Source organism: Citrobacter sp. Cb031 (genome assembly GCF_030336725.1).
GTDB classification, from domain to species: Bacteria; Pseudomonadota; Gammaproteobacteria; order Enterobacterales; family Enterobacteriaceae; genus Citrobacter; species Citrobacter braakii.
Window position 1 is genome coordinate 406,274 of sequence record NZ_JAOWDA010000019.1, and the last position, 21,862, is coordinate 428,135.

The following is a 21,862-nucleotide window of genomic DNA, read 5'->3' on the forward strand; positions in this document are numbered from 1 at the left end:
GCTATTAAAAAAATGGAGGCAAGCATGTCGTGGATAAGAAAAAACGCACTATGGTGCGCATTCACCGGGGCGGTAGCAATGACCCTGGCTATTTGGGGAACGTGGCAAGGCGTTCATTACACCAGTTCTACCGAGTTTTGTTTATCGTGTCACTCGATGCGCACATCTGGCGAGGAGTATAAAACCAGCGTGCATTTTCGTAATGCTTCTGGTGTGCGTGCGGAGTGTAAGGATTGTCATATTCCGCCAGGCATCGTCCCAACGCTGGTTCGTAAAACGCAAGCCTTAAACGACCTCTACCACACCTTTATCTCTCCTTCGATCGATACCCCGGAAAAATTTGCCGCAAAGCGGGCGGAGTTGGCCCAGCGAGAATGGGCGCGCATGAGCGCGAATAATTCAGCGGCGTGTAAATCCTGCCATAGCTACGAGGCGATGGATCACGGCAAGCAATCGGCAAATGCAGCGGCGCAAATGACCGCGGCGGCGGCAAAAGACAGTAACTGTATCGATTGTCACAAAGGCATTGCCCATCACAAACCCGATATGAGCAGCGGTTTTCGCGATCGTTACAAGCAGCTGCAGCGTCAGGGAGAGCAGTTACCCACGGCGACGACGCTGTATTCGTTAGGCGAAAAATCACTGACTGCGACAGCAGAGAGTCCGGCAGGTAAAGCCATGCTGTACCCGGCAACGCAAGTGCGTGTGCTGAAAAGAGAAGGAAAAAACGTTCAGATAGAGCTGACCGGCTGGCGGGAAAGCAAAGGACGGGGACGGGTGATTACTCAGTATATGGGTAAACGCGTTTTTGCTGCCGTATTAGATGCCTCGCTGATGAGCAATGTGAAGGTTGAGCAAACTCAGGTTGATCCGGAGTCACATCAGGAGTGGCAGCAGGTCAGCGTGATGGCCTGGAGTTCGGCGGAGGGGTTTACCGACAATATTGACCCCCTCTGGCAATACGCCGATCAGATGTTGCAATCCACCTGTAGCGCTTGCCACAGCACGCCGCCGCCGACCCGTTATTCCGCGAATGGCTGGATCGCCGGACTGAAATCCATGTCCACCTACTACCGGCTTAATCCGGTGGAAGACCGTACGTTGTTGAAATATCTCCAGACTCACGCCAGCGATATACCTCAATCTAACAATCCAAAAGGATAATTTATGGATATTCATGATTTTAATCCGTCACGTCGACGGTTTTTAAGTGGAATGCTGGCAGTCGGTGCCGTCAGCGCTTTAGGGCCAAATCCACTGATCTCAAAGGTCTGGGCAGCGGGTGAAAACCCGGAGCAATGGATCCAGTCTGGCTCGCACTTTGGCGCTTTTGAAGCCAAAGTCGTGAACGGTGAATGGGTCGATACCCGCCCCTTCAAACATGACAAATACCCCTGCGATATGCTGAATGCGGTGCGTGAAGTGGTCTACAACCCATCGCGTGTGCGCTACCCGATGGTGCGGCTGGACTGGCTGCGCAAGCGTGAAAAGTCAGATCGCAACCAGCGCGGCGATAATCGCTTTGTCCGTGTGAGCTGGGATCAGGCGTTGGATCTGTTCTATGAAGAGCTGGAGCGGGTACAAAAGACCTACGGATCTTCTGGCGTCTTTACCGGGCTGGCGGACTGGCAAATTGTTGGCAAATATCATAAGGCCGGCGGCGCGATGGATCGGGGACTCGGCTTGCACGGTAGCTATGTAACGACCGTCGGCGACTACTCGGCAGCCGCAGCGCAGGTCATTTTGCCGCATGTGATTGGTTCGCTGGAAGTTTACGAGCAGCAAACGTCACTCCCGCTGGTTATCGAAAATACCCAAACCATCGTGCTGTGGGGCTGCGATCCTATCAAGAATCTGCAGATCGAGTTCCTGGTTCCCGATCACGATGCGTTTGGCTATTGGCAGCAGATTAAAGAAGCGGTTGCGCAGGGTAAGAAGCGCGTTATCAGCGTTGATCCGGTGCGTAGCAAGTCGCAAAACTATCTTGGCTGTGAGCAGCTGGCGCTGCGACCGCAAACGGATGTCGCGTTATTGCTGGCGCTGGCGCATACCCTGTTCGAAGAAAAACTGTATGACGTGGCGTTCATTAACGATTATACCGTGGGCTTTGAACAGTTCTTGCCGTATCTGCTTGGGGAAAGCGACAAGCAGCCGAAAAACGCCGAATGGGCGGCGGAAATCTGCGGTCTGACGGCGGAGCAGATCCGCGACTTCGCCCGCCTGCTGGTCAAAGGCCGGACACAGTTTATGGGCGGCTGGTGCGTGCAGCGTATGCACCATGGCGAGCAGTATCCGTGGATGCTGGTGGTGCTGGCCAGCATGGTTGGCCAAATTGGCTTGCCGGGCGGCGGAGTAGGGTTTGGCTGGCACTATAACGGCGGCGGGACGGTCACCTCTGTCGGTCCCGTCCTGTCCGGCCTCGGGAGCATCAACAATCCCCCGGCCGCGAAATACAAAGCGGATTTCCGCGGCGCTTCAGAGCATATTCCTACCTCGCGAATGATCGATTGTCTGCTGGCGCCAGGCAAAAAGATCGCTTTCAACGGTGAAACATTAACTTTCCCTGATATCAAAATGGCGATTTTCAGCGCCGCCAATCCGTTCCATGCGCAGCAGGATCGTAACCGCATGATCGAAGCGTGGAAGAAGCTGGAAACCGTGGTCGTTCTGGATCATCAGTGGACAGCATCCTGTCGTTTTGCCGATATCGTCCTGCCTGTGACCACGCGCTTTGAGCGTAATGACATTGAGCAGTTCGGTACACACTCGAATAAAGGGCTGATGGCGATACATCAGGTGGTTAAACCGCAGTTTGAAGCGCGACATGACTTTGATGTCTTTGCCGGTCTGTGCAAACGCTTTGGTCAGGAAGAGACATACCGCGAAAAGCGGGATGAAATGCAGTGGATAAAAGCCATTTATGATGAGGGCGCGAAAACGGGAGCGTCCCTTGGCGTGAGTATGCCGAACTTCGAGAGTTTCTGGCAGGGCGAAGGATACATTGAATATCCTGCCGGGAAGCCGTGGGTGCGTCACGGAGAATTTCGCGAACAGCCGGATATCAACCCGTTAGGAACACCCTCTGGTCTGATTGAAATTTACAGCAAAACCATCGCGGGCTTTGCCTACGAGGACTGCCCGGGGCATCCGGTGTGGATGGAACCCTTTGAGCGTACCCATGGCAGCAAAACAGATAAATATCCGCTGCATCTGCAGTCCTGCCATCCGGATAAACGTCTGCACTCCCAGTTGTGCTCAAGCGAGGCGTTTCGTAACACCTATGCGGTGGCAGGAAGAGAGCCGCTGTACATGAGCCAGTCGGATGCCCGCGCACGTGGCTTGAAAGCCGGGGATATTGCGCGCGTGTTTAACGCCAGAGGCCAGGTGCTGGCCGGGGTGGTGATCAGTCCGGATTACGCGCCTGGCGTCGTCCGGATTCATGAAGGCGCGTGGTATTCGCCGCAGGAAGGCGGGAAAGCGGGCACACTATGCACTTATGGCGATCCGAATGTGCTGAGTGCGGATATCGGTACATCACAACTGGCGCAGGGGCCTTCGGCGCATACGGTGCTGGTCGAGGTGGAGCGGTACCAGGAGAATGCCCCGCAGGTCACGGGCTTTGGCGGGCCGGAGGTTGTGAAAGAGGAGGGGGCAAGTGCAGCATAATCACATTCATCGACAGCGGGCGGCGGTGTACCAGTGGTTTTCGCAACTGCTGTTCCGCGAGCTGGACGAGGAGCAACTCATCCGTCTGGAAAGTGGGGAAAGCCGAAAGTGGCTGGCGTCGTTGACGGCTATCCCTGGGTTATCCGTTGATGTTAAAAACCTGGAACGTAGTCTCGTTCGGGCGCTGCGCCGGGAAAGCCGACAGCTGGAGCTGGCGGCGGACTATGCCTCGTTGTTTTTGCTGGCACCTCCCGGCGGCGTTTCTCCCTATGCGGGGCATTATCCGCATACGACCGCGCCTGATGAACGCAAGGAAATGAATGTGCTGTTAGTCGAGTATGGGCTGACCCCGCAGGACAACGAGCCTGCCGACCATATTGCTGTACAGCTGGCACTGATGGCGAGAATGGTTACCAAAAAGGAGACGTTATCGGCGCAATATTACTTTTTGCATCATCACATTATGTGCTGGGCACCCCTGCTACGGGAAAGTTGTTTACACCGGGACGAAGAGGGGGTTTATCCTCAGGCGGTTAACGTCATAACGCATTTTATGCGTGAGGATGAGCTGTATCTGGAATCTCTGTTGGTGGATGATTTTTACCTCAGCAGCCAGGGCTGAAAAGAACAAAGGGACAGCAAATGCTGTCCCTTTTCGCCGGTGTCGCAGCAGAAAAGTTAGTCTGCGCGGCCCATATAGCGACGTTCTTCGATATGAATACGGATTTTTTCACCTGCACTCAGATATTCAGGAACCAGGATAACCAGACCGGTGCTCATGGTCGCTGGTTTGTTACGCGCACTTGCTGACGCGCCTTTAATGCCCGGTGCCGTTTCAACGATTTCCAGGTCTACCGTTTGCGGCAGTTCAAGCGCCAGCAACTGACCGTCCCAGGTCAGTACCTGCATATCCGGCATTCCGCCTTCCGGGATGAACAGCAATTCTTCTTCGATCTGGTCTTTGGTGAAGGTATACGGGGTATAGTCTTCTTTATCCATGAAGACGTATTCGTTGCCATCGACATAGGAGAAATCAACGCCACGACGGCTCAGGGTGACGGTATCAACGATGTCATCACCTTTAAAGCGCTCTTCAACTTTAAGACCGGTACGAACATCAGAAAAACGCATTTTGTACAGCGTGGCGGCGCCACGTGCGGTTGGTGATTGAATATCAATATCTTTTACAATCAGCAGTTTGCCGTTGTAATTCAGTACCATACCTTTTTTAATTTCGTTCGCTCTTGGCATCGAAAAAATCCTGTAATGAGGAGTGTCTAAAATATCGCGTAAAACTACTCGCGCCGGGGCATTCAGGCAAGCGGAATTGATGCTTTTGCTGGTGCAAAAAAGGTGTTACTGTGCGCTTCCTGCACAATCCGATGGTTTACGATAAAGAGAGTACTGTATGGAATGCCGTCCGGATTGTGGTGCATGTTGCACCGCGCCTTCAATTTCCAGTCCCCTCCCCGGCATGCCTGATGGCAAGCCCGCTAATACACCATGCGTTCAGCTGGATGAATCCCTGCGCTGTAAAATTTTTGCTTCGCCTCTGCGGCCAAAAGTGTGCGCCGGTTTACAGCCCAGTGCGGAAATGTGCGGACAGACGACGCACCAGGCCATGGTCTATCTCATCGAGCTCGAGGCGCTGACCGCACCTTAAACGTCTTTGATGCGCGTCAGACACGCGACGGTGGCGACGATCATCACCAACGCAAACCAGAATACCGCGTGATAGTTCCAGATTTCAGCGGCAATACCCGCCAACGATCCGGCAATAATCCAGCCCACGCGAATGGTATTTGTATAGAGAGTTGTGGCTGAACCCGCTTGTCCCGGCATCAGATCCTGGAAATAGAGCATGCCAATCCCGCCGAGGATGCCGATGTAAATCGCGTTCAGCAGCTGTAAGCCAAGCAATATCGCCGGAGAGTGGGCCAACAGCATGCCGGCATAAAAGAAAAATCCGGCGACAACGGCGATTCTCATCAACAGGCGTTTGCCCAGACGCTTCGCGAAGTATCCGGCAATCAACATGGTTGGGATTTCCAGCCCCGCGGCAGTTCCCATCATTATGCCCGCCAGCTTTTCCGGCAGATGCAGTTCGTTGATAATAAACAACGGCATATTAATGATATAGAGACTGTTAGTCCCCCACATTAACGTGCAGATAACAAACAGCAGCAGCGTGTCGCGTCGATTGCGGCGCGGGGCTTCTACCGCGCCTGTCGCGAGAGGCACGTTTTTACTCATCGAGGGTAAGAACAGCCAGACCATTACGCCGCAGACAACAAACGCCACCGCCGCGCTGAGGTACATCACCGTAAAGCTAAACCCCATGGCCAGCGCGTAGGCCAGCGGCGGGCCAATCACCCAGGCCAGCGAAACCTGCGCACGTAATATCGAGCTGAACATGACGGCTTCCCGACCCGTACGGTCGGCGTGCTCGCGGGCGAGAGCAAACATTTGCGGGTTGGCGGTCGAACCAAAACTGCTGAGGAATACCCCGACAAACAGCAGAATAAAATAGTTACGGTTCCAGGCGAACAGCACGCAGGCCAACATCCCCAGCACGCAGCAAAACACAATCAGGTTTTTGCGATCGCCTTTTTTATCCGAACGTCCGGCCAGAAACTGACTCACCAAAATGCCGATTACGGCGCTACCGGTAAAAAAGAACCCGACCATGCCGGGACGGGCATGGACTTCATCCGTCAGAAAAAGGCTGAGCGTTGGCGTCTGCAACGCACCGGCGATACCCGTCAGAAACGCGACAAGCAGGAACGCCGAAGACGTTAAATCAAACGCCTTGGGTGTGGCGGCTACGGGGGTGTTGTGCATGTTTTGATATCAATAATGTGAAGAGACGCGGAGTTTACGCTGCTTGTCAGAAAATAAACAGGGAGCCAAATCAAAATCGGCATCAAAAATCAAAATAGCATTTCAGTCAGAGAACGCAGTTTGCTGACGCTGCTGAATCTGACAGGCTGACGCCGTTTTTGCGTCAGCAATTTTTTCTCCTCCGCGGAAAAAATGTGCGTTATCTCTAAATTCAGCAAGTAATTTGTCAACTTTACTTGTGTGCTGAAGAAAAAAGAGCAAGACTTCTTGAAACGTTTCAGCGTCATCTTGCCATAACTGATGGAGTCAGGTGACGCCTTTTTTCTCATGTTAGCTGAATCGTTTCAAATCAGCGGGAGAGGAGAACCATGTTCCAGTTATCTGTTCAGGATATTCACCCGGGCGAACAGGCCGGGAATAAAGAAGAGGCTATTCGCCAGGTTGCCGCTGCCTTAGTGCTGGCAGGTAACGTAGCGGAAGGCTACGTCGATGGCATGCTGGCGCGTGAACAACAGACGTCCACGTTCCTCGGCAACGGTATTGCTATTCCTCACGGTACGACGGACACGCGCGATCGGGTGCTGAAAACCGGCGTGCAGGTGTTTCAGTTTCCGCAGGGCGTGATCTGGGGTGAAGGGCAGGTTGCTTATGTGGCAATCGGCATCGCCGCCAGCTCTGATGAGCACCTCGGTTTACTGCGTCAGCTGACGCATGTGCTGAGCGATGACTCCGTCGCTGAACAGCTGAAATCTGCGACCACGGCGGAAGAGTTGCGCGCGTTGCTGATGGGTGAAAAGCAAAGCGAACAGCTGAAGCTTGATAACGAAACGCTGTCGCTGGACGTCGTTGCCAACTCGCTGGTCACGCTGCAGGCGCTCAACGCCGCACGGCTGAAAGAGGTCGGCGCGGTTGACGCCACCTTTGTGGTCAGAGCCATTAATGAGCAACCGATGAATCTCGGTCAGGGGATCTGGCTGAATGACTGTGCTGAAGGCAATGCGCGCAGCGCCGTTGCGGTCAGCCGCGCAGCAACAGCGTTCGATGTACAAGGTGAAGCGGCAGCCCTGCTGGTGACCGTCGCCATGAATGACGAACAACCGGTTGCGGTGCTGAAGCGCCTTGGCGATCTGCTGCTGAATAATAAAGCTGACCGTTTGTTGAAAGCCGATGCGGCAACGGTGTTGGCGCTGCTGACCAGCGATGATGCCTTAACTGATGATGTACTGAGCGCCGAATTTATTGTGCGCAATGAGCATGGTTTACACGCCCGCCCGGGCACCATGCTGGTGAATACGATTAAACAATTTAACAGTGAAATTACCGTGACAAATCTTGATGGAACCGGCAAGCCGGCGAATGGACGCAGTCTGATGAAAGTTGTGGCATTAGGCGTGAAGAAAGGACATCACCTGCGCTTTACCGCCCAGGGTGAAGATGCTGAACAGGCGCTGAAAGCGATTGGCGAAGCCATCGCGGCGGGTCTTGGGGAGGGCGCGTAATGAGCAGACGTGTTGCTACTATCACCCTTAACCCAGCCTACGATCTGGTGGGTTTCTGCCCGGAAATTGAACGCGGTGAAGTGAACCTGGTTAAAACGACCGGTCTGCATGCGGCAGGGAAAGGGATTAACGTCGCTAAGGTTCTGAAAGATTTAGGTATCGATGTAACGGTGGGTGGTTTCCTCGGTAAAGACAACCAGGATGGTTTTCAGCAGTTGTTCAGCGAGCTGGGTATCGCCAACCGTTTTCAGGTTGTACAGGGGCGTACGCGTATCAACGTCAAGCTGACCGAAAAAGACGGCGAAGTGTCCGATTTCAATTTCTCCGGCTTTGAAGTCACCCCGGCTGACTGGGAACGCTTTGTGAATGACTCGCTGAGCTGGCTGGGCCAGTTCGACATGGTGTGCGTCAGCGGCAGTTTGCCGACCGGCGTTAGCCCGGAAGCATTCACCGACTGGATGACGCGCCTGCGCAGTCAGTGTCCTTGCATTATCTTTGATAGTAGTCGTGAAGCACTGGTGGCCGGTCTGAAAGCGGCGCCGTGGCTGGTAAAACCAAACCGTCGTGAACTGGAAATCTGGGCTGGCCGTAAGCTGCCAGAAATGAAAGATGTGATTGAAGCTGCACATGCGTTGCGCGAGCAGGGTATTGCTCACGTGGTGATTTCACTTGGCGCGGAAGGTGCGCTGTGGGTTAACGCTTCGGGTGAGTGGATTGCTAAACCGCCGTCAGTCGAGGTGGTAAGCACCGTAGGCGCGGGTGATTCAATGGTTGGCGGCCTGATTTACGGCCTGCTGATGCGTGAATCCAGTGAACACACCCTGCGTCTGGCAACCGCTGTTGCCGCCCTGGCGGTAAGCCAAAGCAATGTGGGCATTACCGATCGTCCTCAGTTGGCCGCAATGATGGCGCGTGTCGACTTAAAACCGTTTAACTGACAGCAGGAGAGGCATAATGAAAACGCTGCTGATTATTGACGCTAATCTCGGCCAGGCTCGCGCTTATATGGCGAAAACCCTGCTTGGAGCGGCGGCGCAGAAAGCACATCTGGAAATTATTGATAATCCTAATGATGCCGAACTGGCAATTGTTCTGGGCGACACGCTTCCTGCCGACAGTTCGCTGAACGGCAAAAAAGTCTGGCTGGGCGATATTGGTCGTGCGGTTGCGCATCCTGAACTTTTCCTCAGCGAAGCGAAAGGCCACGCAAAACCTTATAGCGCTCCGGTTGCGACAGCGTCCGTGGCCAGTAGCGGTCCAAAACGCGTGGTGGCGGTGACGGCTTGTCCAACTGGCGTTGCCCATACGTTTATGGCCGCTGAAGCTATTGAAACAGAAGCGAAAAAACGTGGCTGGTGGGTGAAGGTTGAAACCCGTGGGTCTGTTGGCGCAGGCAATGCCATTACGCCGGAAGAGGTGGCTCAGGCGGATCTGGTGATTGTGGCGGCTGACATTGAAGTTGATCTGGCGAAGTTTGCCGGAAAACCAATGTACCGTACTTCTACTGGCCTTGCGCTGAAGAAAACGAAGCAGGAGCTGGATAAAGCGCTGGAAGAAGCAACGCCGTACCAGCCAGCCGGCAAAGCGCAGTCTGCAACCACTGAAGGTAAGAAAGAGAGCGCTGGCGCGTATCGTCACCTGCTGACGGGCGTATCCTACATGCTGCCGATGGTGGTTGCTGGCGGTCTGTGTATTGCACTCTCATTCGCTTTTGGTATCGAAGCGTTCAAGGAGCAGGGTACGCTGGCGGCGGCGCTGATGCAGATTGGCGGTGGTTCAGCTTTCGCGCTGATGGTGCCGGTTCTGGCGGGCTACATCGCGTTTTCCATCGCTGACCGTCCGGGTCTGACGCCTGGTCTTATCGGCGGTATGCTGGCGGTGAGCACCGGTTCCGGCTTTATTGGCGGGATTATTGCCGGTTTCCTTGCCGGTTATGTGGCGAAGCTTATCAGCACGAAGCTGAAACTCCCGCAGAGTATGGAAGCGCTGAAACCGATCCTGATCATTCCGCTGCTCTCAAGCCTGGTGGTTGGTCTGGCCATGATCTACCTGATCGGTAAACCAGTGGCGGGCATTCTGGAAGGTCTGACCCACTGGCTGCAAACCATGGGAACCGCGAACGCGGTGCTGCTTGGGGCAATTCTTGGCGGCATGATGTGTACCGATATGGGCGGTCCGGTTAACAAAGCGGCGTATGCTTTCGGTGTGGGGCTGCTTAGTACGCAAACCTATGCGCCGATGGCGGCGATTATGGCGGCGGGTATGGTGCCTCCGCTGGCCCTGGGCCTGGCAACGCTGGTGGCGCGTCGTAAGTTCGATAAAGCGCAGCAGGAAGGCGGTAAAGCTGCGCTGGTATTGGGCCTGTGCTTTATTACCGAAGGGGCTATCCCATTCGCTGCCCGTGACCCGATGCGCGTTCTGCCTTGTTGTATCGTTGGCGGCGCGATTACCGGGGCTATCTCGATGGCGGTGGGGGCTAAGCTGATGGCGCCGCACGGCGGTCTGTTCGTGCTGTTAATCCCTGGCGCAATCACTCCGGTGGTTGGATACCTGCTGGCCATTATTGCCGGTACGCTGGTAGCCGGTCTCTCCTACGCGGTGCTGAAACGCCCGGAAGCAGAGGTTGTGGCAAAGGCGGCCTGATTTAACGCTGACATCCGGGGCAGAGATTTCTCTGCCCCTTTTTTTATCCATTAAATCTGCCTGGCTGTGTTAAACCGGTTCAGGCAATCATTGGCGCGATGATAAAACCAAAGGCAACGCCAGCAATGATCCCGCCAAGCCCTGGCAACATAAACGGATGGTTTAAGACATACTTACCCACGCGCGTTGTCCCGGTGGTGTCGAACTCCATTGCCGCCAGCGAAGTCGGATAAGTTGGCAGAACAAACACGCCGGTCACTGCGACATAGGAAGCCAGAATGGCCCATGTAGGTACGCCGAGCGCGACGGCAAGAGGGATAATCAGCGGCGTGGTGGCTCCCTGCGAATAGAGAAGCGCGCAGGTACCAAACAGCACCAGCGCCAACAGCATCGGATAAGCCCGTAGAATATCGCCCGCGATATCCTTTATCTCCGTTAAGTGGGCATCAATGAAGGTTGTGCCCAGCGTAACAATTCCCAGAATCACAGCCAACGAACTCATACCCGCGCGAAACGTGGATGTCAGGACAATCGCGTCTGTTGATGTTTTGCATAGCACCACCATCAGACATGCGGCAGCTAGCATGCAGATAATGATAATATCCCGGGTATTCATTGCGTTACCTGCATCGAATCCAGGGCGCAATTGAGGGCATGCGGCAAGAATAACGATGACCACCGTTGCCAGCATAAACAGGGCGACTGACAGTCTGGCACCTGGCGTTGTGCTGTTTTGCCCTGCATATTTACGCACCAGTCCTTTTTGCAGGCGTTCCAGATAGACTTCATCATCCTGTAGCTCACATCCCTGACGTGAGGCGATAAAAGCGGCGACCATCGCGGCGACAAATGAGGCAGGCAGACAAACCGCCATGACCTGAATAAAGCTGATACCGTTGCCTTCCATAATAGTCAGCATAGCGGCCATTGCGGCACTGATCGGCGAACCGGATATCGCCACCTGAGAAGCGACTACGGAGCCTGCGAGCGTACGAGAAGGGCGAATTCCTGACTCTTTGGCAACTTCGGCAATCACTGGCAGAGTAGAAAAGACGATGAACCCTGTTCCCGCCATAATCGTCATCGACCAGGTGATAATCGGCGCAATAATATTGATATATTTAGGGTTACGGCGCATAAAATTACCGGCAATGCGAACCAGATAATCCATGCCTCCGGCGGCCTGTAGCGCCGATGCCGCCACCACCACCGTCATAATAATAAGAATAACGTCAACGGGTGGTGAACCAATTTGCAGCCCAAACCCCAGCGTTAAAATAGCCAGCCCCAGCCCGCCGCATAAACCAATACCAATTCCGCCAAGGCGGATACCGAAAAATATTGCGCCCAACACTACGATAATTTCTAGCCAAATCATAATGGCCTCCGCCAGAGAGTAATTTGTAATTAAAATGGGTTTTTATTTAATGCAACAATTAAACAGGTAGGGATATTCATTGCGCCAAAAGGTGATTTTTACCCACGCGTTTCTCGTACCATTTAATACCGGCACGAACCAACGAACCGGTTGAATCAATATATTTCTCAGGTGACTTGTTGACTGCTTCGGCAAGAATAACAGGAACTTCAGTACATCCGAGCACGATGACTTGTGCCCCGCGTGAGAAGAGTGCTTCAGCCTGTTCATTCATCAGCGTTTGTGCCCGCTTAGCATCACCAGCTTTTAAGCAATAGATGCTTTCCATCACTTTTTCCTGACTGGATGAGTCAGGGCTAATGCAGGTTAACCCAAGAGATTCTATGCCTTTTTGATAGAGGCCCATGTATAAAGTGGCGTTGGTGGCGAGTAATCCGATTTGCGATTTCCCGCAGTTTTTAACCTCATTGATGGTCGTTTCAACGATACTGAGCAGCTCTGTATGGCAGCACGCTTTTAATTCATTAAACCAAAAGTGGGCGGTGTTACAGGGGATCACAATACACTCGGCGCCAGCATCTTCGAGTTTATGCATATAATCGCGCATTGCCGGAAGTGGGGAATGACCATGATGCATTAACGCGTCGGTTCGGTCTGGAATGTCAGGAATAGATGAAATAATTAAGGGGATATGTTCCTGGTCACGTTGCGCAGCGGTAAAAGTGACGAATTTATTAAACAGATCGACCGTTGCAGCAGGTCCCATACCACCAAGCACGCCAATTAAACCTTTCACGATATATACCTCAATTCACCGATAATTAATATTCAGAGCCGGGTTGTGTCTGCTGATAATGTTTAACAGCAGTGAGACGTGAGGAGAAATGCAATAATGTATGGTTCAATGCAAAAACCGCATGACTGTTGTTTATTGTGTAACCTCAGCAGGCCGGTATTCGGCCAGAGGCTACGCGTTACGCGGCGGGCAAGCGGTCGTAACCGATAGGGAGAGAAGTATGTTAATGTTAAAAATGAAGCCTTGATGCAAAAAACGAATCACCAGGCGCTAATGATGAATGTCATCTCCGGAACTATTCAGGCATGATGCTTTAAGGCTAATAGGCATATTTAAATATCCGCGTGATAAGCATGAAAAATATTGAGACAAAATGGTTATACGACTTTCTGACGTTGGAGGCATGCCGTCATTTTTCCCAGGCAGCTGAGGAGCGTAACATATCCCAACCGGCATTTAGTCGGCGGATCAAGGCGCTCGAATCAGCCGTGGGTGTGCTGCTTTTTGATCGCACAACGAGCCCACTGCAACTCACGGAGGAGGGCAAGCTATTTCATTCGCAAACCCGTAGTTTGTTGCAACAGCTGGAATGTAATCTGGATGAGCTAAGCGGCCACAATTTACTGGGTGTACCCAATATCAAAATAGCGGCGGCACATTCTCTGTCGCTGACGATGTTGCCCAGATTGGTGCACTCAATGGCGGCCTGGGGTGAGGAGTTTGTCTATCACGTTGAAGCTATTGATGTTGTTCAGGCGGTGAATACTCTGCGCGAGGGGAAAAGCGATTTTATTATCTCCTTTCGGGATGAAGATTTAATGCAGTCACCTTTCTGCGGCTTGAAGGTTTTTGAGTCTGAACTGTACCCCGTGTGTGCAGTTGATGCGCAGGGTAAGGCGTTGTTTGATATCTACCAGTCGCAGGCGCCGATTCTGAACTATACCAGCACATCCTACATGGGAAGATTGGTAAACCGTCATCTGGCGGAAGTAGGCGGCATTTCAGCCCGAACGCTGTTTATGTCTTCGATGAGTGAGTTATTAAAAAATATGGCATTGGATGGGCATGGTATCGCCTGGCTGCCGGCGTGGACAATCGTAAACGAACTGCGCGAAAAGCGGCTGGTTTGTCTGCAGACGCCGGAACTGATGGTGCCTATTCAGGCTTATATTTACCGAATGGATACCCGGTTGAATAAAACGGCTGAGCACTTCTGGCGGATTTTGTACAACCATATGCCAGAGGACCTTGTTTCGCTCAGTTGATACGAACCGGATCGTCTGGCGCATCTGAAAAATCTCCGGTTATGCCGGAGTTAAACTCTTTAGACTGCTTGAATTGTGTACTACCTCTCATTTTCTCTTTCCTTTACAGACTGTATCTATAAAAAATTGTGATTCTGTTCATATCTATTGAGTTTAGATCTTGAATATGGATTTACTTTGTCAAAAACACGCTTACTATGAACATGTGTTTGATAGTGAACATGTGCTCTAATAACCTGATGTGTGGCGTTGGTTATTTTTAACGAACTCATTTGTGGCAAGTTAATTGCCAGGGGACGTGCTATGCGTGAAAAGGAATACATAGTAACTATTGGCTCGGCCAATATGGATGTTGCTGGGTATTCGCATGCTTCTCTAAATTATGCGGATTCGAATCCAGGAAAGATAAAATTCACCCCCGGCGGAGTTGGACGTAACATTGCACATAATCTCGCGCTGCTGGGGAAAAATTCATGGTTACTGACGGCGGTTGGTAATGATTTTTATGGACAATCGTTATTGGCGCAAACCAATCAATCCGGAGTTCATGTTGATAAGTGTCTTATCGTTCCCGGAGAGAATACGTCCAGTTATTTATCATTGCTTGATAACACCGGTGAAATGTTGGTTGCCATTAATGATATGAGCATTACCGAACATATTTCAGCTGATTTTTTATCACAGCATCATGATTTTATTCGGCAGGCGAAAGTCATCGTCGCCGATTGCAATATCAGCGAAGATGCCCTGGCATGGGTGCTGGAAAATGCCGGAGAGGTTCCGGTGTTTGTTGACCCGGTATCGGCATGGAAATGCGTCAAAATTCGCGAGCGGCTTGGACAAATTCACACTCTTAAACCCAACCGGCTTGAAGCCGAAACGCTAAGCGGTATTGCGCTTTCCGGGCGTGATGACGTGGGTAAAGTCGCCGCCTGGTTTCATGATCGCGGCTTAAATAGGCTGGTGCTCAGCATGGGCGGCGACGGTGTTTATTACAGTGATATTGCGGGGAGTCGTGGTTGGTCGCTGCCGATTAAAACTCACGTCATTAATGTTACCGGGGCTGGCGATGCGATGATGGCTGGACTGGCTTCCTGCTGGGTAGACGGCATGCCCTTTATTGATTCGGTTCGATTTGCGCAGGGTTGTTCATCAATGGCGTTAGCCTGTGAATATACCAATAACCCTGATTTGTCTGTTGCGAATGTAAGCTCATTAGTGGAGAACACAGAATGTCTGAATTAACTCTTTCCTCTGAATTATTACAAATATCTCCAGAAGTACAGGAAGCATTAAACAGTAAGAAGCCGATTGTTGCACTTGAATCAACCATTATTTCTCATGGTATGCCATTTCCGCAGAATGCCCAGACAGCGATTGAAGTAGAAGAAACTATTCGTAAACACGGTGCGGTTCCTGCGACCATTGCCATTATTGGCGGAATAATGAAAGTTGGTTTAAGCAAAGATGAAATTGAGCTGCTTGGGCGAGAAGGTCATAGCGTTACGAAAGTAAGTCGTCGTGATTTGCCGTTTGTGGTCGCGGCAGGAAAAAATGGTGCAACGACGGTTGCCTCAACCATGATTATTGCCGCCCTGGCGGGAATTAAAGTATTTGCGACAGGGGGAATAGGTGGGGTTCATCGTGGTGCTGAACATACCTTTGATATTTCCGCGGATCTGCAAGAACTGGCGCATACCAATGTCACGGTAATTTGTGCCGGGGCGAAATCTATTCTTGATCTCGGCTTAACTACTGAATATTTAGAAACCTTTGGTGTGCCGTTAATTGGTTATCAAACCAACGCGTTGCCAGCATTTTTCTGCCGTACCAGTCCGTTTGAGGTCAGTATCCGTCTGGACAGTGCGCAAGAGATTGCCCGTGCCATGGCGGTGAAATGGCAAACGGGTCTCGACGGCGGTCTGGTTGTTGCGAACCCCATCCCAGAGCAGTTTGCGATGGCCGAAGAGAAAATTAATGCGGCAATCGATCGGGCGGTAAAAGAAGCGGAAGATCAGGGCATCGTGGGCAAAGAGAGTACGCCGTTCCTGTTAGCGCGGGTTGCAGAGCTGACCGGTGGTGACAGCCTGAAATCAAATATTCAGCTGGTGTTCAACAATGCGGTACTGGCCTGTGAAATTGCGAAGGAGTATCAGCGCCTCGTCTGACAGAATTTCCCGGGCAGAATGCGGTCGCCCGCGAATATCAAACCTACCAAAACCTGGCGATAACGCCGGGTTTCCTGGCATGAAGGGAATTTCATTATGGATATAATGAGAAGTGTTGTGGGTATGGTGGTATTACTGGCCATCGCGTTTCTGCTGTCAGTAAATAAAAAACGTATAAGTCTGCGCACGGTCGGGGCTGCACTGGTACTGCAAATCGCAATCGGCGGCATTATGCTGTACTTCCCGCCAGGAAAATGGCTGGTTGAACAGGCTGCGCTCGGTGTCCACAAGGTGATGTCATACAGTGACGCGGGAAGCGCATTTATCTTTGGCTCCCTGGTTGGGCCAAAAATGGATGTGCTGTTTGACGGAGCCGGGTTTATCTTTGCTTTTCGGGTGCTTCCGGCCATCATTTTTGTGACCGCACTGATCAGTCTTCTCTACTACATTGGCGTGATGGGACTGTTGATCCGCATCCTCGGCGGTATTTTCCAGAAAGCGCTGAACATCAGTAAGATCGAGTCATTTGTCGCCGTAACGACGATTTTCCTCGGGCAAAACGAGATCCCGGCGATCGTGAAGCCGTTTATTGACCGCCTGAATCGCAATGAGCTGTTTACCGCTATTTGTAGTGGGATGGCCTCGATTGCTGGCTCAATGATGATTGGTTACGCCGGAATGGGCGTTCCGATTGACTATTTGCTGGCGGCATCGTTGATGGCAATTCCTGGCGGTATTTTGTTCGCGCGTATGCTGAGTCCGGCTACTGAAGAATCTCGCGTCACCTTTGAGAACCTGTCATTTACTGAAACGCCACCGAAAAGCATCATCGAAGCAGCGGCGAGCGGAGCGATGACCGGGCTGAAAATTGCTGCTGGCGTGGCGACGGTCGTAATGGCATTTGTCGCCATTATCGCGCTGATTAACGGCATTATTGGCGGAATTGGTGGGTGGTTTGGCTTTGGTCACGCCACTCTGGAAGGGATCTTTGGCTATGCGCTAGCCCCGCTGGCGTGGATTATGGGTGTGGACTGGGGCGATGCGACGCTGGCAGGCAGCCTGATCGGACAGAAGCTGGCGATTAACGAGTTTGTCGCTTATCTCAACTTCTCGCCGTATCTGCAAGCGGGTGGAACGCTGGATGTGAAGACCATTGCGATTATCTCGTTTGCGCTGTGCGGTTTCGCTAACTTTGGTTCGATTGGCGTTGTCGTCGGAGCATTTTCGGCGATAGCGCCACAGCGTGCCCCGGAAATCGCGCAGCTTGGCATGCGCGCGCTGGCAGCAGCAACGCTGTCAAACCTGATGAGCGCTACTATAGCCGGTTTCTTTATCGGGCTGGCATAGCGAAAATAATGCCGGATACGCGTAGCGCCATCCGGCATTACATTTAAGCAGTTTGCAGCAAATACAAGGCGTTATCTGCTGAGAGGGTTGGGTTGTTGATGCTGACGCTGGCTCGCGATAATGCCGCGCAGGCCATGGCAAAGTGAGCGCTTTCACGAAATTCACTACCTTCCAGAAAGCTGTACAGCAATCCCGCCATAAAAGCATCGTCGGCGCCAAAACTGTCTACAATCGTATGCTCAGGAGGCGTCAGTAAAAACTGTTCCCCGTCCTTTTCGCTGCAAAAAACGGATTCATCTTCCAGGCAAACAAAGATTCGTTTTACCCCTTGCTGATGGAGACTATTGACGGCCAGTACGCGATCGGCATCTGAATGAATAGGTTGACCCCACAAAATCGCCAGCTCTTTCTGCGTTGGTTTTAGCGTATGAATACGCGTAAACCAGGTCTTCATTTTTGCCGCTTTGAACTCTGAAACGGTGTCAATGAATACCGGAATATCATCAGCAATAGTAAAGACCCACTCAATGGCTTCGGCAGTCAGATTGCAATCTGCCAGTACGACACCGGAATGGCGGATCAAATCTCGCGAACTGTTCAGTAACTGCGGCGTCAATTGTTGCAGGATATGGGTATCGTTAATTGCCAGTACGGTCTCTTCCTGCTGATTAGCGATCGACAGGTAAGTTGAGGTGTTATGTCCATGCAGGCGTATGCAACTGGAAACGTTAACACCGGCCTGACGCGTTTGTTCCAGCAATGTTTCGCCATAGAAATCACTGCCAACAGCGGAAATTAAGTGGACGTCACGGCCCAGCAGCGCCAGGTTGTGGGCGATGTTGCGTCCCACGCCGCCTGCCGAGCAGTGAATGTTACCAGGGTTAGAGGCAGCCTGAGGATAGTGGATGTCAGCAACACCACGAATATCCATATTGATCGCCCCAACAACCACGCAATAATCCTGTTCGGTAAGGATATAACCTTTACCTTTGATCATGCCTTTACGCATCAAATCCATAATATGCGCAGCAACGCGTGAACGGCTGATCTGCAAAATATCGGCGATTTCATTCTGCTGAATCAACGGATTGCGACGCAGGATCTTAAGGATCTGCTTTTCCCTGTCGTTCATGATTATGCCACCGCTTTTTCTGTTTGCTGGGCTTTCAGCCAGGCAATCTCTTCTGCCCAGATATCCGGATTAATCGTTTCGAGCACCAGCGGAATGCCGTCAAAACGATTGTCCTGCATGATCCAACGGAAGGCATCGTGGCCAATATTGCCTTCACCTAAGCTGTGGTGACGGTCAACGCGACTGCCAAATGCGCTCTTGGCGTCGTTCAGGTGCATACCGCGTAGGTACCTGAAGCCGACAATACGCTCAAATTCCGTAAACGTCTTTTCGCATTCCTCGACGGAGCGCAAATCGTAACCGGCCGCGAAGGCATGGCAGGTATCAATACAGACGCCGACGCGGGACTTATCTTCGACGCCGTCGATAATGGCGGCAAGGTGCTCAAACTTAAATCCAAGGTTGCTGCCTTGTCCGGCGGTATTTTCGATAACTGCCGTAACGCCCTGGGTCTGAGCAAGGGCGATGTTGATGGATTCGGCAATGCGCGCCAGACACTCATCTTCCGGGATCTGCATCAAATGGCTGCCCGGGTGAAAGTTCAGCAAGGATAAGCCCAGCAGTTCACAGCGCTGCATTTCATCTATAAACGCATCACGTGATTTTTCCAGCGCATCGCTAACCGGATGACCGAGGTTAATCAGGTAACTGTCGTGAGGCAGGATCTGGGCGGCAGTATAATGATACTTCTCGCAGGCAGATTTAAAATCATCAATGATTTCGGTGGTCAGCGGCGCGGCACGCCACTGGCGCTGATTTTTGGTGAACAGGGCGAATGCGGTCGCTTCGATTTCTGCGGCTCGAATAGCGGCGTTAGCCAGACCGCCAGCGGCGCTTACGTGCGCTCCGATATATTTCATAAATTTAACCCGCCATACTCAAATACAAAAAGGGAGAGTATAGCGGGTTAATAGAGGTGAGTCGTGATCGTTTATGCCATCAGCGCGTGGATAGCGACGTTAATCGCACCGCCACCCACAATCAGCCAGACAAACAGCAGCAGGGCCATCAGTAACGGTTTGGCACCGGCTTTTTTCAGCGCGCTAACGTGCGTGGTCAGCCCCAGGGCAGCCATCGCCATTGCCAGCAAAATGGTGTCCAGCGTTACCAGCATGTTCACTACTGACTGTGGCAGCAGGTGGAACGAGTTAAAAATTGCGACCACAATGAACAGGATGGCAAACCATGGAATGGTTATTTTGCTCTTCTCACCGCCCGTGGCCGGAGACAGTTGTTTAACGCGTGCGGCCAGGAGGATAAGGAACGGTGCCAGCATCATGACGCGCAGCATTTTGGCAATAACCGCGGCGTTTTCCGCATCCGGGCTAATGGCGTGCCCGGCAGCCACAACCTGTGCAACTTCATGCATGGTGGAGCCAATGTAAATGCCGTAGGTTTCTGGGCTAAACCAGTGTGAAAGCAACGGATACATCGCCGGATACAGGAAGATAGCGATAGTACCGAAGATAACCACGGTGGCGACAGCGACGGTCACTTTACTGGCTTCTGCTTTCACCACTGGTTCGGTTGCCAGCACGGCGGCGGCACCACAAATGCTGCTACCCGCGCCAATCAGCCAGCTGGTGTGACGGTCCAGACCAAATACTTTCTGCCCCAGGAAACAGGCAATCATAAAGGTGCTGCTTAGCGTTAACACATCAATCACGATACCGCTGACGCCGACGTCAGCAATTTGCGCGAAGGTGAGGCGGAAACCGTAGAGGATAATCCCCAGACGTAATAAATGTTGTTTCGCGAACAGCACGCCGCCGTCACAGCTTTTCCAGATGTGCGGATAGACGGTGTTGCCGAGAATCATCCCCAATAAGATGGCTAAGGTGAGGGCGCTGAACCCGGCACCTGCGACGGCGGGAATAGATCCTCCCCATAAGGCGACCCCAGTGATAACTGCACTCAGGGCAAGCCCCGGAATAAAATGCCACGCTGTACGACGATGAGTCTGTAAGGTGAGTTCTGTCATATCCTTCTCCTTTATCTGGGTAAAAGAGTAAGGCGAAGTGGTTTAAAAATAAAATTGATTATATATTTATAATTAATCTATATAAGTGGTATACCCGTGATACTTCAAGTTGCATGTGCGTTGGCTGCGCTCGTTCACCCCAGTCACGTACTTAAGTACGCTCCGGGGGGATGCTCTCTCTTGCCGCCTTCCTGCAACTCGAATTATTTAGGGTATAAGTAACGGCTATCCGGTGGAAAACGACTATGCATATCACCCTGCGACAACTTGAAGTGTTTGCTGAGGTACTAAAAAGCGGCTCAACGACCCAGGCATCTGTCATGCTGGCATTGTCGCAGTCGGCGGTGAGTGCGGCGCTTACCGATCTGGAAGGGCAACTTGGCGTGCAACTGTTTGACCGTGTCGGCAAACGGCTGGTGGTTAACGAACACGGACGCTTGCTTTATCCGCGCGCGCTGGCGTTACTTGAGCAAACGACCGAAATCGAACAGCTTTTTCGCAAAGATAATGGCGCCATTCGGGTCTATGCCAGTAGCACCATCGGTAATTATATTCTGCCCGCCATGATCGCTCGTTATCGCCAGGACTTCCCCGATTTGCCGCTGGAACTTAGCGTGGGCAACAGCCAGGACGTGATCAATGCGGTGCTGGATTTTCGGGTAGACATCGGGCTGATTGAAGGGCCGTGTCACAGTACGGAAATCATCTCTGAACCGTGGCTGGAGGACGAACTGGTGGTGTTTGCCGCACCGTCGTCACCGCTCACAAAGGGGCCCGTTACGCTGGAACAGCTGGCTGCTTCGCCGTGGATCCTGCGTGAGCGAGGATCGGGTACGCGTGAACTGGTGGATTACCTGCTGTTGTCTCATCTGCCAAGATTTCAGATGGCGATGGAGTTGGGGAACTCCGAGGCCATTAAGCATGCGGTGCGCCATGGTCTCGGGATCAGCTGTTTGTCGCGTCGGGTCATTGCGGAGCAGTTACAGGCAGGGACGCTGAGCGAAGTTACCGTGCCACTGCCGCGTTTAGTGCGCACTCTCTGGCGCGTTCATCACCGGCAAAAACATATCTCCAATGCCATTACGCGTTTTTTATATTACAGCGACCAGGTTGAGTAGGGCGAATAGCGCGCTAACTCTCGTCAGG

19 protein-coding genes are annotated in these 21,862 nt (G+C 52.3%); 12 read left to right on the top strand and 7 right to left on the bottom strand.

Annotation, left to right across the window (positions count from 1 at the left end):
- The first annotated feature begins 24 nt into the window (after window positions 1–24).
- Genes torC through torD form a run of 3 tightly spaced genes read left to right on the top strand, consistent with a single transcriptional unit; the run spans window position 25 to window position 4,288 of the window.
- Window positions 25–1,164, top strand: a complete 1,140-nt coding sequence (torC, locus tag OGV93_RS03150) for a pentaheme c-type cytochrome TorC (RefSeq protein WP_287109357.1) — start codon at window positions 25–27, stop codon at window positions 1,162–1,164.
- Between the two features lie 3 nt (window positions 1,165–1,167).
- Window positions 1,168–3,666, top strand: coding sequence for a trimethylamine-N-oxide reductase TorA (gene torA, locus OGV93_RS03155; protein WP_287109358.1), 2,499 nt, complete (start codon window positions 1,168–1,170; stop codon window positions 3,664–3,666).
- Window positions 3,656–4,288, top strand: coding sequence for a molecular chaperone TorD (gene torD / locus OGV93_RS03160; RefSeq protein ID WP_016156990.1), 633 nt, complete (start codon window positions 3,656–3,658; stop codon window positions 4,286–4,288). Before torA ends, torD begins: the two co-directional genes overlap by 11 nt.
- Window positions 4,289–4,344: 56 nt before the next feature.
- On the opposite strand, the gene yeiP is transcribed toward torD, so the two are convergent.
- The gene (gene yeiP, locus OGV93_RS03165) at window positions 4,345–4,917 is read right to left on the bottom strand and encodes an elongation factor P-like protein YeiP (protein ID WP_016153740.1); all 573 of its coding nucleotides are present in this window, start codon (window positions 4,915–4,917) and stop codon (window positions 4,345–4,347) included.
- A 157-nt stretch (window positions 4,918–5,074) separates the two neighbouring features.
- Between yeiP and OGV93_RS03170 the strand changes: the two genes are divergently transcribed.
- Window positions 5,075–5,329 (top strand): YkgJ family cysteine cluster protein, encoded by a 255-nt coding sequence (locus tag OGV93_RS03170; RefSeq protein WP_287109359.1) that lies wholly within the window; start codon window positions 5,075–5,077, stop codon window positions 5,327–5,329.
- On the opposite strand, the gene setB is transcribed toward OGV93_RS03170, so the two are convergent.
- Entirely contained in the window at window positions 5,326–6,507 is a 1,182-nt protein-coding gene (gene setB, locus OGV93_RS03175) for a sugar efflux transporter SetB (protein ID WP_016153738.1), read from the bottom strand. The genes OGV93_RS03170 and setB overlap by 4 nt on opposite strands.
- 368 nt (window positions 6,508–6,875) lie before the next feature.
- On the opposite strand from setB, the gene fruB reads away from it, so the two are divergent.
- Genes fruB through fruA form a run of 3 tightly spaced genes read left to right on the top strand, consistent with a single transcriptional unit; the run spans window position 6,876 to window position 10,649 of the window.
- Window positions 6,876–8,006 (top strand): fused PTS fructose transporter subunit IIA/HPr protein, encoded by a 1,131-nt coding sequence (gene fruB, locus OGV93_RS03180; RefSeq protein WP_287109360.1) that lies wholly within the window; start codon window positions 6,876–6,878, stop codon window positions 8,004–8,006.
- A complete protein-coding gene (fruK, locus tag OGV93_RS03185) occupies window positions 8,006–8,944 on the top strand; it encodes a 1-phosphofructokinase (protein WP_003834544.1) in 939 nt (312 codons plus the stop codon). Before fruB ends, fruK begins: the two co-directional genes overlap by 1 nt.
- 16 nt (window positions 8,945–8,960) lie before the next feature.
- A complete protein-coding gene (gene fruA / locus OGV93_RS03190; RefSeq protein WP_016153736.1) occupies window positions 8,961–10,649 on the top strand; it encodes a PTS fructose transporter subunit IIBC in 1,689 nt (562 codons plus the stop codon).
- 79 nt (window positions 10,650–10,728) lie between these two features.
- On the opposite strand, the gene OGV93_RS03195 is transcribed toward fruA, so the two are convergent.
- The gene (locus OGV93_RS03195) at window positions 10,729–12,027 is read right to left on the bottom strand and encodes an anaerobic C4-dicarboxylate transporter (protein ID WP_019077234.1); all 1,299 of its coding nucleotides are present in this window, start codon (window positions 12,025–12,027) and stop codon (window positions 10,729–10,731) included.
- 76 nt (window positions 12,028–12,103) lie between these two features.
- Window positions 12,104–12,823, bottom strand: coding sequence for a cysteate racemase (gene cuyB, locus OGV93_RS03200; protein WP_016153734.1), 720 nt, complete (start codon window positions 12,821–12,823; stop codon window positions 12,104–12,106).
- Between the two features lie 353 nt (window positions 12,824–13,176).
- On the opposite strand from cuyB, the gene hypT reads away from it, so the two are divergent.
- The 4 genes from hypT (at window position 13,177) to OGV93_RS03220 (ending at window position 17,603) form a co-directional block, all read left to right on the top strand.
- A complete protein-coding gene (gene hypT, locus OGV93_RS03205; RefSeq protein WP_016153733.1) occupies window positions 13,177–14,088 on the top strand; it encodes a hypochlorite stress DNA-binding transcriptional regulator HypT in 912 nt (303 codons plus the stop codon).
- A gap of 303 nt (window positions 14,089–14,391) precedes the next feature.
- Window positions 14,392–15,333, top strand: a complete 942-nt coding sequence (locus OGV93_RS03210; RefSeq protein ID WP_016153731.1) for a pseudouridine kinase — start codon at window positions 14,392–14,394, stop codon at window positions 15,331–15,333.
- The gene (locus tag OGV93_RS03215) at window positions 15,321–16,256 is read left to right on the top strand and encodes a pseudouridine-5'-phosphate glycosidase (RefSeq protein WP_169329957.1); all 936 of its coding nucleotides are present in this window, start codon (window positions 15,321–15,323) and stop codon (window positions 16,254–16,256) included. Before OGV93_RS03210 ends, OGV93_RS03215 begins: the two co-directional genes overlap by 13 nt.
- A gap of 96 nt (window positions 16,257–16,352) precedes the next feature.
- Complete coding sequence (locus tag OGV93_RS03220) at window positions 16,353–17,603, top strand: NupC/NupG family nucleoside CNT transporter (protein WP_016153729.1); 1,251 nt, start codon at window positions 16,353–16,355, stop codon at window positions 17,601–17,603.
- A gap of 43 nt (window positions 17,604–17,646) precedes the next feature.
- Here OGV93_RS03220 and OGV93_RS03225 read toward each other — a convergent pair whose 3' ends face one another.
- From OGV93_RS03225 to OGV93_RS03235, 3 genes are all read right to left on the bottom strand, one after another.
- The gene (locus tag OGV93_RS03225) at window positions 17,647–18,735 is read right to left on the bottom strand and encodes a sugar kinase (RefSeq protein ID WP_169329958.1); all 1,089 of its coding nucleotides are present in this window, start codon (window positions 18,733–18,735) and stop codon (window positions 17,647–17,649) included.
- 2 nt (window positions 18,736–18,737) lie between these two features.
- Window positions 18,738–19,595 carry a deoxyribonuclease IV gene (gene nfo, locus OGV93_RS03230; RefSeq protein ID WP_016156981.1) on the bottom strand — a complete coding sequence of 286 codons (858 nt, stop codon included), beginning with the start codon at window positions 19,593–19,595 and terminating at the stop codon, window positions 18,738–18,740.
- Between the two features lie 71 nt (window positions 19,596–19,666).
- The gene (locus OGV93_RS03235) at window positions 19,667–20,716 is read right to left on the bottom strand and encodes a YeiH family protein (RefSeq protein WP_016153726.1); all 1,050 of its coding nucleotides are present in this window, start codon (window positions 20,714–20,716) and stop codon (window positions 19,667–19,669) included.
- Between the two features lie 245 nt (window positions 20,717–20,961).
- On the opposite strand from OGV93_RS03235, the gene yieE reads away from it, so the two are divergent.
- Window positions 20,962–21,834: a DNA-binding transcriptional regulator YeiE gene (gene yieE, locus OGV93_RS03240; protein ID WP_016153725.1), complete on the top strand. Its 873-nt coding sequence runs from the start codon at window positions 20,962–20,964 to the stop codon at window positions 21,832–21,834.
- The last annotated feature ends 28 nt before the right edge of the window (window positions 21,835–21,862 follow it).

Excerpts from the sequence above, each read along its gene's own strand:
- hypT (WP_016153733.1), top strand. The coding sequence starts at position 13,177 with ATGAAAAATATTGAGACAAAATGGTTATACGACTTTCTGACGTTGGAG.
- OGV93_RS03195 (WP_019077234.1), bottom strand. The coding sequence starts at position 12,027 with ATGATTTGGCTAGAAATTATCGTAGTGTTGGGCGCAATATTTTTCGGT.
- torC (WP_287109357.1), top strand. The coding sequence starts at position 25 with ATGTCGTGGATAAGAAAAAACGCACTATGGTGCGCATTCACCGGGGCG.
- OGV93_RS03215 (WP_169329957.1), top strand. The coding sequence starts at position 15,321 with ATGTCTGAATTAACTCTTTCCTCTGAATTATTACAAATATCTCCAGAA.
- OGV93_RS03210 (WP_016153731.1), top strand. The coding sequence starts at position 14,392 with ATGCGTGAAAAGGAATACATAGTAACTATTGGCTCGGCCAATATGGAT.
- yieE (WP_016153725.1), top strand. The coding sequence starts at position 20,962 with ATGCATATCACCCTGCGACAACTTGAAGTGTTTGCTGAGGTACTAAAA.
- fruB (WP_287109360.1), top strand. The coding sequence starts at position 6,876 with ATGTTCCAGTTATCTGTTCAGGATATTCACCCGGGCGAACAGGCCGGG.
- nfo (WP_016156981.1), bottom strand. The coding sequence starts at position 19,595 with ATGAAATATATCGGAGCGCACGTAAGCGCCGCTGGCGGTCTGGCTAAC.
- OGV93_RS03225 (WP_169329958.1), bottom strand. The coding sequence starts at position 18,735 with ATGAACGACAGGGAAAAGCAGATCCTTAAGATCCTGCGTCGCAATCCG.
- OGV93_RS03235 (WP_016153726.1), bottom strand. The coding sequence starts at position 20,716 with ATGACAGAACTCACCTTACAGACTCATCGTCGTACAGCGTGGCATTTT.
- torA (WP_287109358.1), top strand. The coding sequence starts at position 1,168 with ATGGATATTCATGATTTTAATCCGTCACGTCGACGGTTTTTAAGTGGA.
- OGV93_RS03220 (WP_016153729.1), top strand. The coding sequence starts at position 16,353 with ATGGATATAATGAGAAGTGTTGTGGGTATGGTGGTATTACTGGCCATC.
- setB (WP_016153738.1), bottom strand. The coding sequence starts at position 6,507 with ATGCACAACACCCCCGTAGCCGCCACACCCAAGGCGTTTGATTTAACG.
- fruA (WP_016153736.1), top strand. The coding sequence starts at position 8,961 with ATGAAAACGCTGCTGATTATTGACGCTAATCTCGGCCAGGCTCGCGCT.
- yeiP (WP_016153740.1), bottom strand. The coding sequence starts at position 4,917 with ATGCCAAGAGCGAACGAAATTAAAAAAGGTATGGTACTGAATTACAAC.
- fruK (WP_003834544.1), top strand. The coding sequence starts at position 8,006 with ATGAGCAGACGTGTTGCTACTATCACCCTTAACCCAGCCTACGATCTG.
- OGV93_RS03170 (WP_287109359.1), top strand. The coding sequence starts at position 5,075 with ATGGAATGCCGTCCGGATTGTGGTGCATGTTGCACCGCGCCTTCAATT.